Here is a 13,635-nt window from a genome sequence, read left to right on the forward strand (position 1 = left end):
CACTTTCCGAGCCCGTTGCCCGCTTCCCCACCGCGAGGACCCCACACGTGTGCATTGACCCTTCCGGAGGCCGCTGATGGCCCGGAAGCAGACAGCCATCCTCTCCGTCACCCGCGGGGTCACGACGCTCAACGGCCTGGTGGTGGATCGTCCGTGGGGGGAGGACCCGCACCAGGCAGGCATCCGTGCCGTACGGGAACAGCTCGCCGGCCCGAGCCGCAAGCCCGTCCAGGTCGTCGCCACCGACGACGAGGCCCGCGTCCGGATGGTCGTCCATCCCGACGGGCAGGTCACCGACGTCGAGACCCTCGAGGTCTTCGGGAGCTACGGCTCGCCCGACGACGTACCCGGTGCGGCTTGGCTTCCCACCGGCGCTGGGCCCGTGGTCATCCAGGGCATCGTCGAGCCTGACCCCGAGCCTGAGCCCGAGCCCCCCGAGCCGTACGTCCCGCCTGTCCTGGCCGTTCCGGCACCCGCTGTCGAGCCGCCTGAGCCCGCGCCGGAACCCGAGCCGGAACCAGAGCCAGCGCCGCCGCCGGCACCGCCTCCAGTGCCGCCTCCGGCGCCCGAGCCGGAACCCGAGCCCGAGCCCGAACCGCCGCCGGTGCCAGTGCCTGCGCCGGTGCCTGAGCCAGAAGCCGAACCTGAGCCAGAGGCTGAACCAATGGCCGGGCCAAAGGCCGGACCGCCCGCCAGGCGGGCCGTCGCCGGCCCGTTGGTGCCGCTGCACCACCTGGAATCGACCTCCTATCGGCGGTCGCGGATGACGCGTCGCGGCCGGGTGGTGCTGGTCGTCCTCGCCATCCTGCTGCTGATCCTGATCTACGAGGTCGTACGCGGCGTCGTGACCGGTTCCGACCCGGACTCCTCCGACCAGAAGGAGCCGCAGAGCCAGCAGTCGGAGCCGAGCGCGGGGGCCAGCGACGAGGGCAGCGAGGCGCCGTCCGAGACACCCTCGCCGAGCGCCACAGCATCCTCGGTCCGCGTCGAGCCGACGCCCACCCCAAAGCCCACCCTGACGCCCAAGCCGACCAAGAAGCCGGCGCCCGAGCCGACCAGGACGCTGTCGGTTGAGGCGATCGCGATGACCGAGGCCATCGGGCTGCGGATCGACGCCAGCAGGCTGCCGGTGACGGCCACGATCGCGATGGATCCGTGGGGTGCGCCGGAGCGGTTCACGCGTACGGTCACGATCACGGAGCCCAATCAGCTCGTCGTGGTCAAGCCGGTCGCCTCCGGGCACGCGGAGTGGAGCGTCCGGGTCGACGGTGCCAAGAAGGTCACCGGCTACACCCACTCCTGGCCCAAGGGCGATCGCGAGTTCGTACGGCGCTGATTTGCCTGGGCCGAATTGCTACCACGGTCGGATGTGGCGGCCTCCGGTGCGGCGTACGCTGCATGAGAACGTGTTCCTGCGCCTCGGAGGTCTCGCATGCCGCTCAAGATCACGCCGCCCGCCGGCACCCGCACGATTGCCGGCCGGACGCTGGGCTGGACGCTGGGCACGGTGGAGCGCACCGCCAAGCAGGGCGTGCGCTGGGCGCTGGGCCACGGGTTGCCGCGTACGGCCATCGTCCGGTCCGCCCGGAAGGGCGATCTCCAGGGCGACCTGATCCTCAGCGGCCCGGGTTCGCACACCTTCGATCTGGTCGACCTGTTCGAGGAGTTCCGTGCGCGCGGGCCGCTCTACCAGGGCGGGTTCAGCCACCTCGCGGTCGACCACGAGGTCATCAAGGAGGTGCTGACCAGCAACGACTTCATCACCGGGTTCTTCGCGCCCGACGAGTCGGGCACCGGCCTGCTGGCGAGGGCGGCGAACTGGTCGGCCAGCGACGTCTTCGCCCCGCTCCAGCCGCCGTCGCTGCTGGCGACCGAGCCGCCGGAGCACACCCGCTACCGCAAGCTGGTCACCCGAGTCTTCACGGTGCGCGCGGTCGAGAAGCTGCGCGCTCGCACCGAGGAGATCGCCGGCGAGCTGCTCGACGACCTGGAGAAGGAGGCCTCGTCGGGGGCTGACGTCGACCTGGTCACCCGCTACTGCGGGCTGCTGCCGATCACGGTGATCTCCGAGGTGCTCGGCGTCCCGGTCGAACTGCGCGAACGCATGCTCGAGCTCGGCAAGGGCGCGGCGCTGAGCCTCGACATCGGACTCGGCTGGCGCACGTTCCGCGACATGGAGGCCTCCCTGGAGGAGTTCGACACCTGGCTCCGCGGCCACCTGGAGTATCTCGCCGAGCACCCCGGTGACGACCTGCTCAGCCAGCTCGTCGCCCTCCGCGACGACGGCGACCGGCTCAGCGAGCGGGAGCTGCGGGCGATTGCCGGGCTGGTCTTCGCGGCCGGCTTCGAGACCACCGTGAACCTGATCGGCAACGGCATCGCGCTGCTCCACGACAACCCCGATCAGCTCGAGGTGCTCAAGGCGCAGCCCGACCTGTGGTCGAACGCCTCCGACGAGATCCTGCGGCTCGACCCGCCGGTGCTGCTCACCGGCCGGGTCGCCCGGCGCGACTCCACCATCGCCGGCCAGGCGATCCCACGCGGCACGATCATCAACACCGTGCTGGCCGCAGCCAACCGCGACCCCGCCGTCTTCACCGACCCGCACACGTTCGACGTCACGCGCGAGAACGCCCGCGACCACCTCTCCTTCTCCAGCGGCCGCCACTTCTGCCTCGGTGCCGCTCTGGCCCGGATGGAGGGCGAGATCGGCCTCCGCCTCCTCTTCGAGCGCTTCCCCGGTCTCGAGCTCGTCGGCGACCGCGAGCGCCACCCCACCCGCATCCTCCGCGGCTACTCCCACCTCCCCGCCCGCCTCAGCTGACCCGCCGAGAGGTCAGGTACGTCGGTCGAGACGTCACTCCCGTCGGCCGAGACGGCACCTCTGTGCCACCTCGGCCGACGCCGGTGACGTCTCGGCGGTCAGCGCGCGGCGGCGTCGAGGAGTCGCTGGCCGAGGACGGCGACACAGCGGCGTACCTCGTCGCCTTCGACCACCCGGAAGGGGACGGCGCGGCGGGCTAGCTCCTGGGCGTACCAGTCCGGGCTGTTGGTGCTTCCGACGAGACGGCAGTGGCCGTCGTCGATCGGCTCGAGGCGGCCCAGGACGCGCGGAAGGTAGCGGTCGACCTGCGCGAACGGGGCGTCGAAGACGACTTCGACCGCATAGGCCCAGCCCTCGCCGAGGTGCTCCTCGACCTCGGTGACCGGGTCGATCTCGGGACGTACGAAGCTGGTCTCCTCGATGTCGACGGCGCCCATCCGGTCAACCCGAAGCACCCGGCGCGCGTCGGCGGTGTGCGACCAGCAGAGGAGGTACCAGCGGGCGTGGCGCACGACGACCGCCCAGGGGTCGACGACCATCTTGCGCTCGTTGCCGTTCTCGGTCGTGTAGGCGATGGTGGTGCGACGCCGGGAGTCGCAGGCCTGGACCAGGCTCGTGGTGACGTCGGGATCGGGTGAGACGGCGCTCTGATCGGGGACGGCCGAGATCGTACGCCGCACCGCGGCCACCGTCTGGGACAGCGACTCGGGCAGGACCCGGCCGATCTTGCCGACCGCGCTCCCGACCGGGCCGGTGGCGTCGGCGATGTCGTGGTGACCGTCGAGCAGGGCCATCACCAGACCGAGCGCCTCCGCGGTGGTGAAGATGAGCGGCGTACGCATCCCTCGGCCGAGCCGATAGCCACCGTAGGGACCGCGCTCGGACTCGACCGGGATCCCCGCCTCCCGCAGGATCGCGACATAGCGACGGGCGGCGCGCTCGGTCACCCGCAGCCTCTCGCCCAGCCGTTCGGCGGTGATGCCGGGGGAGGACTGCAGCAGCTCGAGGGTGAGCAGCGCCCGAGCGGTCGGGCTCTCGTCGTGTCCCATCGTGGCGGCTCCCGGAAGTAGTTCGTCCGGAATCAGCGTAGTCGGTGACGCCTCGGCCGACGTGAGCGACGTCTCGGCCGTCCAAAGTGACTTCTCGGCGGGGCTGGGGCGCCGTACCCTTACCGGCATATGAGACTTCTGCTGATCAGACACGGCCAGACCCCGAGCAACGTCTCGGGGGCGCTCGACACTGCCTTCCCGGGGGCGGGGTTGACCGAGCTCGGACTCTCCCAGGCCGCGGCGGTGCCGGATGCGCTGGCGGGGGAGCGGATCGCGGGTCTGTACGCCTCCCGGTTGCTGCGTACGCAGCTGACCGCCGAGCCGCTCGCCAACCGGCTCGGGATACCGGTCGTCGTGCAGGAGGGGTTCGAGGAGATCAGTGCCGGCCACCTGGAGATGGCTACCGACAAGGAGTCGGTGACGGCCTATCTCGAGGCGCTCGGAGACTGGATCCGCGGCACGCTCGAGACGCCGGTCCCGGGCGGCGAGGCCGGCCACGAGTTCCTGGCGCGCTACGACGCCGCGGTGCAGTCCGTGGTCAAGCAGCACGATCCCGATGACACCGTCGCGATCGTCTCGCACGGTGCAGCGATCCGGATGTGGACCGGGCTGCGCACCACGCGGTCGCCCGCCTTCGGCGACGACAACCGGATCCGCAACACCGGCCTCGCGGTCGTCGAGGGCAGCCTGGAGGAGGGCTGGACGACGATCTCCTGGAACAACGACCCGCTGGGCGGTGCGCACCTGATCGGCGACGGCTTTTGATCCTCCGCTCGCTCCTGCTGTTCGTGCTGGCCGCGATCGCCGAGATCGGTGGCGCCTGGTTGGTCTGGCAAGGGCTGCGGGAGCATCGTGGGTGGCTCTGGGTGGGCGCCGGATTCATCGCGCTCGGCCTCTACGGCGTCGTCGCCACGCTGCAGCCCGATGCCCACTTCGGGCGGATCCTGGCTGCGTATGGCGGTGTCTTCGTCGTCGGCTCGATCGCCTGGGGGATGGCGATGGACGGCTACCGGCCCGACCGCTGGGACATCGCCGGTGCTGCGATGTGTCTCGCCGGGATGGGCGTGATCATGTACGCGCCGCGTGGGTGAAGATGGCGCCATGGCCTCCGAGGAAGACTCCCCACGCACCTTCGTCCCGGTACCTCCGGAGGAGCGGCCACGCCGCACCCGGAGCACGGTCCGGGTGCTCCTGATCGACGACCGCGACCGGATCCTGCTTTTCGCCGACTCCGACCCGGGCATCCCGGGAGCGCGCTGGTGGATCACCCCCGGCGGCGGCATCGATCCGGGCGAGAGCGAGCGAGTCGCTGCGGTGCGCGAGCTCGAGGAGGAGACCGGCCTCCGGGTCACCGAGGCCGACCTGTTCGGGCCGACGATGCGGCGCACCGTGGTGCACGGCTACAGCGACGTGGTCATCGACCAGGACGACGTCTTCTACGCGTGCTGGGTGCCGGCCTTCGAGGTCTCCACCGCCGGCCACACCGAGGAGGAACTCCTCACCATGGCCGAGCACCGCTGGTGGACGCGCGAGGAGCTCGCGGCGACCGACGAGGAGATCTGGCCGGCGGTGCTGCTCGACCTGTGGAAGGACGCCGACGTACGCCGCGACGCGGCCGCCTCCGATCCTGCCGATGGCGGATGGGTGGAGGAGTCGACGGTCCCGGCCTGACCTACGGCCTCTGGAAACGCCGCAGCCGACCATCCCCCTCGATGGTCGGCTGCGGTCTTGCGAGATCTGTCGATATCCCTCGGTGCGACGAGATCTCTCGCGTGTGCCGTCCGCTCGAGCGTGAATCCCCCGATCCCGCTCGTGCGACGGCACTCAGTCCGTGGTGCGGCCCCCCGACCGCGCCCTGGCCCTCCCCCTCAGTAGGCCCAGGGCGTCCACCCACAGCATCAGGCTGTGTACGACGGACCGAAGATGTAGGCGCATGGTCAGCGGAAGACGCCGAGCGCGACGATGCCGGTGGCTGCCACGGCGGCGACGCCGAACATCGTGGTGCCGACGGCCGGCGGCATCCCGCCGCGGTGCTTGTGCTCGGACGGGTCGGGCTTGCGGAGGCTGCGGACGGCGTCGACGACGTTGTTGCGGAGCGACTCGACGGCGGTCAGGTCACTGCGGTGACGTGCGGTGATCGTGGTGGTAGCCATGGTGTTCCTCTTCTCGGCGGACGGCGCTGGCCGCACGTTGTCCGGCGGCCTTCACGTGAGAGAAACGGGGTTGCGACCAGGTCATGACGCAGCTTTTCGCCACTTTGGAGTTACATAAGACCCACAACTGAGAAACATCAGGCCGAGCCCGTACGCTGCGCGTCATGACCACGACGCTGGTGGAGATCACTCGGGAGTGGGGCCGGATCGGTGTCATCGGGTTCGGCGGTCCGCCCGCACACATCCGCCTGCTGCGCGAGACCGTCGTCGAGCGCCGTGGCTGGGTGGAGCCGGAGGAGTTCGAGGACGCGATCGCGACCTGCAACCTGCTCCCCGGACCCTCCTCGACACAGCTTGCGATCTTCACCGCCTGGCGGGTCCGGGGAGCGCTCGGCGCGCTCGTCGGCGGGCTCGCGTTCATCCTGCCGGGGCTGGTGCTGATCGTCGCCCTGGCCGCGCTGTTCCTGGGCGACCCGCCCGCGTGGGTGCTGGGCGCGGGCGCCGGTGCCGGTGCGGCGGTCGCCGCGGTCGCGGTCGCGGCCGGCTGGGCGCTGGTGCCGTCCTCCTACGAGCGGACCCCGTCGCGTTCGCGATGGATCCTCTACGCCGTCGTCGGCACCGTCGCCGCCGCGACCACCGGGGCCTGGGTCGTTCTCGTGCTCGTGGGCGCCGGGCTCATCGAGGTGGCGATGCGGAGGCCGTGGCGTACGAACTCCTTCCAGTCCGTCCTCACGGTGCCCGTCCTGGCCCAGGGAGCGCTCACCGCCGCGGTCGCAGCGCCGCTGGCGTGGACGGCCTTCAAGGTCGGCGCGCTGTCGTACGGCGGCGGGTTCGTGATCATCCCGCTGATGCAGTCCGATGCGGTCGACCGCTACGGCTGGATGAGCGACGCCGAGTTCCTCAACGCGGTCGCGCTCGGGCAGATCACCCCGGGCCCGGTCGTCCACACCGTCGCAGTCGTCGGGTTCGCGGCGGCCGGACTCCTCGGGGCGCTGGGCGCTGCCGTGATCGCGTTCGGGCCGTCGTTCGTGATGATCATCGCGGGCGGACGGCACTTCGAGGCGCTGCGCTCCTCGCCGCTCGCCCGCGCGTTCCTCGACGGCGCTGGGCCGGCTGCGATCGGTGCCATCCTCGGGTCCGCGGTCCCGCTGGCACTGGCGACGAGCGAATGGTGGCAGTGGGTGGTGCTGGCTGCCGCCGGCGTACTCCTGCTGCTGCTCAAGCGTGGGGTGGTGCTCACGCTCCTGCTCGCGGCAGGGGTCGGGGTCGTCGTGGCTCTCGCCGGTGGGCCGCTTCCTTAGAGGTAGAGCCCGCCGGAGGAGTCGCCGTGGTCGTGCTGGCCGCCCTGCTGCGGCCCGCCCTGGCCGGGGGTCGGCTGACCCTCGGGGGAGAGGCTCACGCCCGGCGGCAGGCCCTTGCGGATCTGCTCGAACTGGGCGCGCGCGGCGACCTGCTGGGCGTAGATGGCGGTCTGGATGCCGTGGAAGAGACCCTCGAGCCAGCCGACCAGCTGCGCCTGCGCGATCCGCAGCTCACCCTCGGACGGCGTCTGCTGCTCGGCGAACGGCAGCGAGAGCCGCTCCAGCTCCTCGACCAGCTCGGGCGCGAGCCCGGACTCGAGCTCCTTTATCGAGGCCTGGTGGATCTCGCGGAGCCGGTTGCGGGAGGCCTCGTCGAGCGGGGCGGCCTTCACCTCCTCGAGCAGCTGACGGATCATCGAACCGATCCGCATCACCTTCGCGGGCTGCTCCACGAGGTCGGTCACATCGCGCTCTTCGTCCCCGTCGGCCTCCGGCGCGGTGGCGCCCTTGAGTACGTCGGCGGGCACCGCGATCGGCTGCCCGTCGGGTCCGATGACCACGACTTCCCCGGTCTGCTCCTGCGTCATGCGCTCAACCCTACCTAGCGTCCGGTGGTCAGCAGGATCTTGCCGGTGTGCGTGCCGGACTCCATGAGCCGGTGTGCCTCGGCGGCCTCCGCAAGAGGAAGTACGTCCTGCACGACCGCCTTCACCTCACCGGCCTCGACCATCGGCCAGATGCGCTCGACGACCTCGGCGCAGATCGTCGTCTTCTGCTCGACCGGGCGGCCGCGGAGGTTGGTGGCGATCACCGCGGCCCGCTTGCGGAGCAGGGCGTTGATGTCGAGCTCGGCCTTGGTGCCGCCCTGCATGCCGATGATGACCAGACGGCCCTCGGGGTTGAGGGCGTCGATGTTGCGGGCGAGGTACTTCGCGCCCATGTTGTCGAGGATGACGTCGGCGCCGCCGTAGACCTTGGCGACCTCGACGAAGTCCTGGTCCTTGTAGTTGATGGCCACCTCGGCGCCGAGCGACTTGACGAGCTCGGCCTTCTCGGCCGAGCCGACCGTGGTGATCACCCGGGCGCCGATCTGGCCAGCGAGCTGGATCGCCATCGTGCCGATCCCGCCGGCACCACCGTGGACCAGGAAGGTCTCGTCGGGGGTCAGTCCGCCGACCATGAACACGTTGGACCACACGGTGGTGGTGACCTCGGGGAGCGCCGCGGCGGTGACCAGGTCGACCCCCTCGGGCACCGGCATCACCTGTCCGGCCGGGACGGCGACCTTCGTCGCGTAGCCGCCGCCGGCCAGGAGTGCGCAAACCTCGTCGCCCTCCTGCCACCCCTCGACGCCCTCGCCGACCGCGGAGATCACGCCGCTGCACTCCATCCCGATGATGTCGCTGGCGCCCTTCGGCGGCGGGTAAAAGCCCTGCCGCTGCAGCAGGTCGGCCCGGTTGAGGCCCGCGGCGGCGACGTCGATCACGACCTCACCAGCTGCCGGCTCCGGGTCGGGACGGTCGGTGACGGTGAGGACCTCGGGCCCTCCGGGCTGCTCGGCTACGACGGCTCGCATGCCTACACGTTAGAGCGTCTTCAAGTCCGTCCAGGTGTCGATGTCGCGATGCTCGTCGCCCTCGGAGGGGACCTCGACGAGATCGAGGTCGGCCAGCAGCTTGCGCAACGGCATCCCGTGCTGCCCCTCGTGGTCCGGGCGGACCTCGGCGAGCCGCTCGGTGGAGAGGACCAGGGCCAGCTGGCGACGCTCGTCGGGCCCGACGAGCACGGCACCGTCGCGACCGAAGGCCGCCTCCCGGAGCCGCGACAGTGTCCGCGGCCGCAGGAAGGGCATGTCGACGGCGATCACCCCGACGTACGCCCGCGGGGTCAGCAACGCGTCCACGCCGGTCAGCAGGGCGGCGACCGGGCCGCCGAAGCGGGGGTCCTCGCGGACGAAGGTCACCGGGCGCTCGGTGTGCACCGGGTCGCCCACGACGACGACCTCCATCGCGTCGACAACGGCGTCCAGCGCCCAGGCCAGCATCGTCCGACCGCCGAGCTCGATGCCGGACTTGTCGATCCCGTCGAGGCGGGAGCTGCGTCCTCCGGCGAGCAGCACGGCTGCGTACGGCTCCCATTCGTCCCAAGCAGTCACACGACAGACCCTAGTCTGGAGAGGTGACCACCTGGAACAGCCTCCGGATCAGTCTCGTGCAGCAGGCCTCGGGTCTCGAGCCCGACGCCAATCGGTCGCTCCTGGCCGAGCTGACACCGAGCGACAGCGATCTGGTCGTCTTCCCCGAGGTCTTCGCCAGGGACTTCGGCAAGCCGGGATCCGACCTGAGTCCGTACGCCGAGGCCCAGGACGGGCCCTTCGGGACCGAGCTGTCCCGGGTGGCTGAGAAGCGCGGCGCCACGGTGGTGGCCGGGATGCTCGAGACCAGCGGCGATCCCGACGGCCGGCCGTTCAACACCCTGCTCGTGCGGGGCGGTGCGGAGGCGGCGTACCGGAAGATCCATCTCTACGACTCCTTCGGCTACAAGGAGTCAGACGCGCTGGTCGCGGGCGAGATCGAGCCGGTCGTGGTCGACATCGACGGGGTGCCGACGGGGCTGATGACCTGCTACGACCTGCGCTTCCCCGAGCTCGCCCGGCGTCTGGTCGACCGAGGAGCCGAGCTGATCGTGCTGCCGGCCGCGTGGGTCGCCGGCCCGCGCAAGGTCGACCACTGGCGCACCCTCGTGCGAGCACGCGCGATCGAGAACACCGCCTTCATCGCGGCGGCCGCCCAGTCGGCCCCTCGCTACTGCGGTCACTCGATGGTCGTCGACCCTCTCGGGGACGTTCTGGCCGAGGCCGGCGACGGCGACGAGATCGTCTCCGCGACGATCGATCGAGCCGTGCTCGAGGAGGCGCGTCGCACCAACCCCTCCCTGGTCAACCGCAGAATGTGACCTCGGTCAACAACTCCCCGTCACAGCGGTAAACGGATATCGATGACTCGTTAGGTTCACCCCTTCCCCGGTATCCTCGCCTGTTATGGACCGAGCCCCCCGCCGTCGCGCTGACAAGAGCAAGCGTGGCCGTCGTGCAGCCGGTCGCAGCGAGCCCACACCCGCCTACGTGGAGCCGACCTCGAGCGAGGCGCTGGCGTATGACCAGTGGGCGGAGGACGACTGGAACGGCTATCAGGACACCGGTCAGACCTTCGGCGGGCAGAGCAACGGCCCGGCCTGGAGCGAGAACGGCTGGACCGACGAGACGTGGTACGACGAGCGCCAGCAGGCTCAGGAGCCTCCCTCCACGGGCGGTGGTCGCCGGATCGCCGGCCGTGCCGAGCCCGAGCAGTTCGACGAGCCGAACGGCTACACGGGCAAGCGTGCCGCGCGGACCGCACCGGAGGAGCCCTCCTACGGCGGCTACCCCGCGCCGGATTACCGGGCCGAGCCCGAGCCCGCCCTGAGCGGGCCGACCGCACCGCCGCCGAGTGCCTGGCAGGCGCCGGCCTACTCCACGCCTGCTCCCTACCTCAGCACGACCGGCCTGGCCCAGGCGCCGCAGACGCCGCCCCACGTCCAGCAACCCGCCTATCAGCCCGACCCTTACCAGTCCGGCCATCTCGAGCCGGTCCACGAGCCCGCAGGCCCCTACGAAACCGAGACGCCCGGTCGGCCGACGACCGCCGCCAAGGTGACCTCGTTCCTCGCGCAGCCGCGGGTCCCCGGAGCTGGCGCTGCCCGCGCGGGACTCGGCATCATCGAGAGCCTGACCGCCGGCACCGTCCGGGCGATCTGGCTGGTCGCGCTCGCTGTTGGCGTGCTCGGCCTCGTGGTCAGTGCCTTCGACCTGGGCCCGGAGATCTTCGGCAGCCTCGGCGCCGTCGTGGTCGGCACCGCCTACACCTTCGCGCTGGCTCACCGCACCGGTGGCCGCCCGCTGATCTTCGGCTCCCTGGCAGGGGTTGCCGGGCTCGTCGTGGTGCTCATGGACAACGAGGCGCTGCGTACGGGTGCGGCGGTTCTCGTCGCATCGGTGGCGGCGGTCCTCGCGGTGATGGCCACCGTCCCGTCGCGTCGCTTCCCGAAGACGATCCGGGAGACGTTCATCGCTGTCGGCATCGCCGCGCTGGGCAGCTTCGCCGCGCTCGGCTTCGAGCCGGTGGTGATGGTCTCCCGATTCGAGTACGCAACGCTGGCCTGCTCGCTCGCGATCGCCTTCTTCGCGGTCTACCGCCTCGGTGCCGGCCTGCACGGCCTCGGTCGTCGCGGCGCGATCATCGTCGGCATCGGTGGCCTGATGCTCGCGCTCACCCTGATCTACGCCGAGATGCTGCGCCGCTACGGCAGCACCGGCCTGATGGACTCGGTCGACGACATGCAGCGCTGGTGCCGCATCCACATCGGTGGCTACCCGCACCCGATCCAGGCGCTCTTCGGGGTCCCGGCGCTGGTCTGGGGCACCCACATGCGCTCCCGGCGCCGCCAGGGCTGGTGGGTCTGCCTCTTCGGTGTCGCGCTCACCGCGCCGGTCGCCAGCACGTTCCTCAACCCCGATGTCGGGCTCGCCGAGGCTGCTCTTTCGGTCGTCTACAGCATCCTCATCGGTCTGGTGATCGCGTTCGTCATCATCCGCATCGACCTCGCGCTCACCGGCTCGACGGCCGCCGGCAGCGGTCGCAGGGCGGCCCGTGAGGCCGACGAGGCCAGCGCCGTCCGCCCCGAGCCGGGCCGTACGCACGCCCTGCTCTGAGGCGCTCTCTAGCTAGGGCTACCACGCGGTAACCCATAGGTTCTGGGGTATGAGCCGCAGAACCCCCACCACGATCGCTGCCGAGATGGTCGCGAACGTCATGAGCGTCGGAGTGCAACCGGGGGACAAGGTGGCCGTCGGAGACACCGTCATGCTCCTGGAGTCGATGAAGATGGAGATCCCGGTCCTCGCCGAGGCCCCGGGCACCGTGGTGGCGGTCAAGGTCGCCTCCGGAGACGTCGTCCAGGAAGGCGACGTTCTCGTCGAGTTGAGCGCCTGAGGCTCAGGCGCACTAGACTCGGCCACGCGCCTACGGGCGCATGGAGAGGTGCCGGAGTGGCCGATCGGAACCGCCTTGAAAGCGGTCGTAGGGAGACCTACCGCGGGTTCGAATCCCGCCCTCTCTGCCAGATTGAGCGCCAGCGAAAGCTGGCTGAGGGGGCGTTGGCAAGGGTGTGGCCCTGCCAGAGCTAGACCTCTTGCAGGTGGCGATCCACGTCGATCATCAACCGCCGCAGCTCGAGGAGCAGATCCTCGAGGTCGGTGCGGTCGAGCACGTCGTCCGCGAGGACGGCGAGCCTGCTCAGCAGCGTGCCGCGGTCGCGGAGCGCGCTGACATCGGTGAGGGCATGCCACTCCTGACCGGTGTCGAGGACCAGCAACGCCTCACGTACGCCTCCGAGGCGCTGGCGCACCGACCAGCGCCAGAGACCGACGTTGGCCCCCGGACGGGGAGCGGCGATAGCGGTATCCAGGGCCCGAAGAGCATCCGACATATTGGGAAGCACACCTGTCATGAGCTGATTGTGACCTAGGTCACGTAAAGGAGCAAGCCGATGCGGCTCTCGGCTCCCGTGTCGGCCACAATGGAGAACGTGTCATCTGCTGAGCTCACCTACTACCGCCTCGCGCCATCCGTGCAGGCCCGCCTCGTCGGCGCCGCCATGGTCGGCCTGGCGCTCCTGGTCTTCGCCGGCACGGCCGTCGTGATCGCGGCCCGGATCGACTTCGCATGGCTCTTCATCCCGCTCTTCGTCGGCGTCGCCGCGGTGATCGGGTTCGGCTGGTGGCTTCGCAACAAGGCGTACGTCCTGCGCGCCAGCGCCCAGGGCTACCGGGTCGCGTTCGTGCGAGGCGCCGGTGTGCGCGAGGCTCGCTGGGTCGACATCCAGGAGGCGGTGACCACCATGCCTGGCGGCACGCCGTGCCTGGAGCTGCGGCTCAAGAAGGGTGGCGCCACCACGATCCCGGTGACCATCCTCAGCGTCGACCGAGAGCAGTTCGTGCGCGAGCTCCAAGTCTATCTGAAGGCCACCATCAAGCCGCTCGACACCACCGCGGGATCGTCCGACGCGCCCTGATTGGTCCCAGGAGTGCAGGTCTTGTAGCCTGTTCGAGCGGTATGGAGGCGTCGCCTAGTCCGGTCTATGGCGCTCGACTGCTAATCGAGTTTGGGGCTTAAACCCCATCGAGGGTTCAAATCCCTCCGCCTCCGCCAGTTTAAATGTGTTTGGCCCCCTTCATGAGGGGGCCAAACTGCATTCTGACCTGCAATTTT

16 protein-coding genes and 2 tRNA genes are annotated in these 13,635 nt (G+C 70.4%); 12 read left to right on the forward strand and 6 right to left on the reverse strand.

Going from position 1 to position 13,635, the window contains the following annotated elements; genetic code table 11:
* Window positions 1-76: 76 nt before the first annotated feature.
* Window positions 77-1,336, forward strand: coding sequence for a hypothetical protein (locus tag ABZY89_RS23080; protein WP_355230978.1), 1,260 nt, complete (start codon window positions 77-79; stop codon window positions 1,334-1,336).
* Between the two features lie 96 nt (window positions 1,337-1,432).
* A complete protein-coding gene (locus ABZY89_RS23085; protein ID WP_355230980.1) occupies window positions 1,433-2,824 on the forward strand; it encodes a cytochrome P450 in 1,392 nt (463 codons plus the stop codon).
* Between the two features lie 98 nt (window positions 2,825-2,922).
* Here the strand turns inward: ABZY89_RS23085 and ABZY89_RS23090 are convergent, their stop codons facing one another.
* Window positions 2,923-3,873: a WYL domain-containing protein gene (locus ABZY89_RS23090; RefSeq protein WP_355230982.1), complete on the reverse strand. Its 951-nt coding sequence runs from the start codon at window positions 3,871-3,873 to the stop codon at window positions 2,923-2,925.
* 129 nt (window positions 3,874-4,002) lie between these two features.
* On the opposite strand from ABZY89_RS23090, the gene ABZY89_RS23095 reads away from it, so the two are divergent.
* Genes ABZY89_RS23095 through ABZY89_RS23105 form a run of 3 tightly spaced genes read left to right on the forward strand, consistent with a single transcriptional unit; the run spans window position 4,003 to window position 5,544 of the window.
* Window positions 4,003-4,638, forward strand: coding sequence for a histidine phosphatase family protein (locus tag ABZY89_RS23095; protein WP_355230984.1), 636 nt, complete (start codon window positions 4,003-4,005; stop codon window positions 4,636-4,638).
* The gene (locus tag ABZY89_RS23100; RefSeq protein ID WP_355230986.1) at window positions 4,635-4,964 is read left to right on the forward strand and encodes a YnfA family protein; all 330 of its coding nucleotides are present in this window, start codon (window positions 4,635-4,637) and stop codon (window positions 4,962-4,964) included. Before ABZY89_RS23095 ends, ABZY89_RS23100 begins: the two co-directional genes overlap by 4 nt.
* 10 nt (window positions 4,965-4,974) lie before the next feature.
* The gene (locus tag ABZY89_RS23105; protein ID WP_355230988.1) at window positions 4,975-5,544 is read left to right on the forward strand and encodes an NUDIX domain-containing protein; all 570 of its coding nucleotides are present in this window, start codon (window positions 4,975-4,977) and stop codon (window positions 5,542-5,544) included.
* 266 nt (window positions 5,545-5,810) lie between these two features.
* Here ABZY89_RS23105 and ABZY89_RS23110 read toward each other — a convergent pair whose 3' ends face one another.
* On the reverse strand, window positions 5,811-6,026 hold the full coding sequence (locus tag ABZY89_RS23110) for a hypothetical protein (protein WP_355230990.1): 216 nt from the start codon (window positions 6,024-6,026) through the stop codon (window positions 5,811-5,813).
* Window positions 6,027-6,190: 164 nt separating this feature from the next.
* Between ABZY89_RS23110 and chrA the strand changes: the two genes are divergently transcribed.
* Complete coding sequence (chrA, locus tag ABZY89_RS23115; protein WP_355230991.1) at window positions 6,191-7,327, forward strand: chromate efflux transporter; 1,137 nt, start codon at window positions 6,191-6,193, stop codon at window positions 7,325-7,327.
* On the opposite strand, the gene ABZY89_RS23120 is transcribed toward chrA, so the two are convergent.
* The 3 genes from ABZY89_RS23120 to ABZY89_RS23130 are packed head-to-tail and all read right to left on the reverse strand — an operon-like array spanning window position 7,324 to window position 9,482.
* The gene (locus tag ABZY89_RS23120; RefSeq protein WP_355021820.1) at window positions 7,324-7,914 is read right to left on the reverse strand and encodes a bacterial proteasome activator family protein; all 591 of its coding nucleotides are present in this window, start codon (window positions 7,912-7,914) and stop codon (window positions 7,324-7,326) included. The genes chrA and ABZY89_RS23120 overlap by 4 nt on opposite strands.
* Before the next feature lie 14 nt (window positions 7,915-7,928).
* Window positions 7,929-8,903 (reverse strand): NAD(P)H-quinone oxidoreductase, encoded by a 975-nt coding sequence (locus ABZY89_RS23125; RefSeq protein ID WP_355230993.1) that lies wholly within the window; start codon window positions 8,901-8,903, stop codon window positions 7,929-7,931.
* Between the two features lie 9 nt (window positions 8,904-8,912).
* Entirely contained in the window at window positions 8,913-9,482 is a 570-nt protein-coding gene (locus ABZY89_RS23130) for an NTP transferase domain-containing protein (RefSeq protein WP_355230995.1), read from the reverse strand.
* A 23-nt stretch (window positions 9,483-9,505) separates the two neighbouring features.
* Here ABZY89_RS23130 and ABZY89_RS23135 point away from each other — a divergent pair, with 23 nt between their 5' ends.
* The 4 genes from ABZY89_RS23135 to ABZY89_RS23150 all read left to right on the forward strand — a co-directional run bounded on the left by ABZY89_RS23135 (window position 9,506) and on the right by ABZY89_RS23150 (window position 12,487).
* Entirely contained in the window at window positions 9,506-10,282 is a 777-nt protein-coding gene (locus ABZY89_RS23135; protein ID WP_355230996.1) for a carbon-nitrogen hydrolase family protein, read from the forward strand.
* Between the two features lie 85 nt (window positions 10,283-10,367).
* Window positions 10,368-12,077, forward strand: a complete 1,710-nt coding sequence (locus tag ABZY89_RS23140; RefSeq protein ID WP_355230998.1) for a hypothetical protein — start codon at window positions 10,368-10,370, stop codon at window positions 12,075-12,077.
* 49 nt (window positions 12,078-12,126) lie between these two features.
* Window positions 12,127-12,357: a biotin/lipoyl-binding carrier protein gene (locus ABZY89_RS23145; protein WP_355021828.1), complete on the forward strand. Its 231-nt coding sequence runs from the start codon at window positions 12,127-12,129 to the stop codon at window positions 12,355-12,357.
* Window positions 12,358-12,399: 42 nt separating this feature from the next.
* Window positions 12,400-12,487, forward strand: a tRNA-Ser gene (locus ABZY89_RS23150).
* A gap of 60 nt (window positions 12,488-12,547) precedes the next feature.
* On the opposite strand, the gene ABZY89_RS23155 is transcribed toward ABZY89_RS23150, so the two are convergent.
* Window positions 12,548-12,853, reverse strand: coding sequence for a hypothetical protein (locus ABZY89_RS23155; RefSeq protein ID WP_160026227.1), 306 nt, complete (start codon window positions 12,851-12,853; stop codon window positions 12,548-12,550).
* Window positions 12,854-12,943: 90 nt separating this feature from the next.
* Here ABZY89_RS23155 and ABZY89_RS23160 point away from each other — a divergent pair, with 90 nt between their 5' ends.
* Together ABZY89_RS23160 and ABZY89_RS23165 are read left to right on the forward strand one after the other, a co-directional pair.
* A complete protein-coding gene (locus ABZY89_RS23160) occupies window positions 12,944-13,438 on the forward strand; it encodes a hypothetical protein (protein WP_355231040.1) in 495 nt (164 codons plus the stop codon).
* 43 nt (window positions 13,439-13,481) lie between these two features.
* Window positions 13,482-13,575, forward strand: a tRNA-Ser gene (locus ABZY89_RS23165).
* The last annotated feature ends 60 nt before the right edge of the window (window positions 13,576-13,635 follow it).

This window comes from Nocardioides sp. NPDC006303, from assembly GCF_040613175.1.
In the GTDB taxonomy this organism is placed as follows: Bacteria; Actinomycetota; Actinomycetes; order Propionibacteriales; family Nocardioidaceae; genus Nocardioides.

Bases quoted from the DNA above. Each gene is read 5' to 3' on its own strand.
- ABZY89_RS23080 (WP_355230978.1), top strand. From the start codon at position 77: ATGGCCCGGAAGCAGACAGCCATCCTCTCCGTCACCCGCGGGGTCACG.
- ABZY89_RS23085 (WP_355230980.1), top strand. From the start codon at position 1,433: ATGCCGCTCAAGATCACGCCGCCCGCCGGCACCCGCACGATTGCCGGC.
- ABZY89_RS23090 (WP_355230982.1), bottom strand. From the start codon at position 3,873: ATGGGACACGACGAGAGCCCGACCGCTCGGGCGCTGCTCACCCTCGAG.
- ABZY89_RS23095 (WP_355230984.1), top strand. From the start codon at position 4,003: ATGAGACTTCTGCTGATCAGACACGGCCAGACCCCGAGCAACGTCTCG.
- ABZY89_RS23105 (WP_355230988.1), top strand. From the start codon at position 4,975: ATGGCCTCCGAGGAAGACTCCCCACGCACCTTCGTCCCGGTACCTCCG.
- ABZY89_RS23110 (WP_355230990.1), bottom strand. From the start codon at position 6,026: ATGGCTACCACCACGATCACCGCACGTCACCGCAGTGACCTGACCGCC.
- chrA (WP_355230991.1), top strand. From the start codon at position 6,191: ATGACCACGACGCTGGTGGAGATCACTCGGGAGTGGGGCCGGATCGGT.
- ABZY89_RS23120 (WP_355021820.1), bottom strand. From the start codon at position 7,914: ATGACGCAGGAGCAGACCGGGGAAGTCGTGGTCATCGGACCCGACGGG.
- ABZY89_RS23125 (WP_355230993.1), bottom strand. From the start codon at position 8,903: ATGCGAGCCGTCGTAGCCGAGCAGCCCGGAGGGCCCGAGGTCCTCACC.
- ABZY89_RS23140 (WP_355230998.1), top strand. From the start codon at position 10,368: ATGGACCGAGCCCCCCGCCGTCGCGCTGACAAGAGCAAGCGTGGCCGT.
- ABZY89_RS23145 (WP_355021828.1), top strand. From the start codon at position 12,127: ATGAGCCGCAGAACCCCCACCACGATCGCTGCCGAGATGGTCGCGAAC.
- ABZY89_RS23155 (WP_160026227.1), bottom strand. From the start codon at position 12,853: ATGTCGGATGCTCTTCGGGCCCTGGATACCGCTATCGCCGCTCCCCGT.
- ABZY89_RS23160 (WP_355231040.1), top strand. From the start codon at position 12,944: ATGGAGAACGTGTCATCTGCTGAGCTCACCTACTACCGCCTCGCGCCA.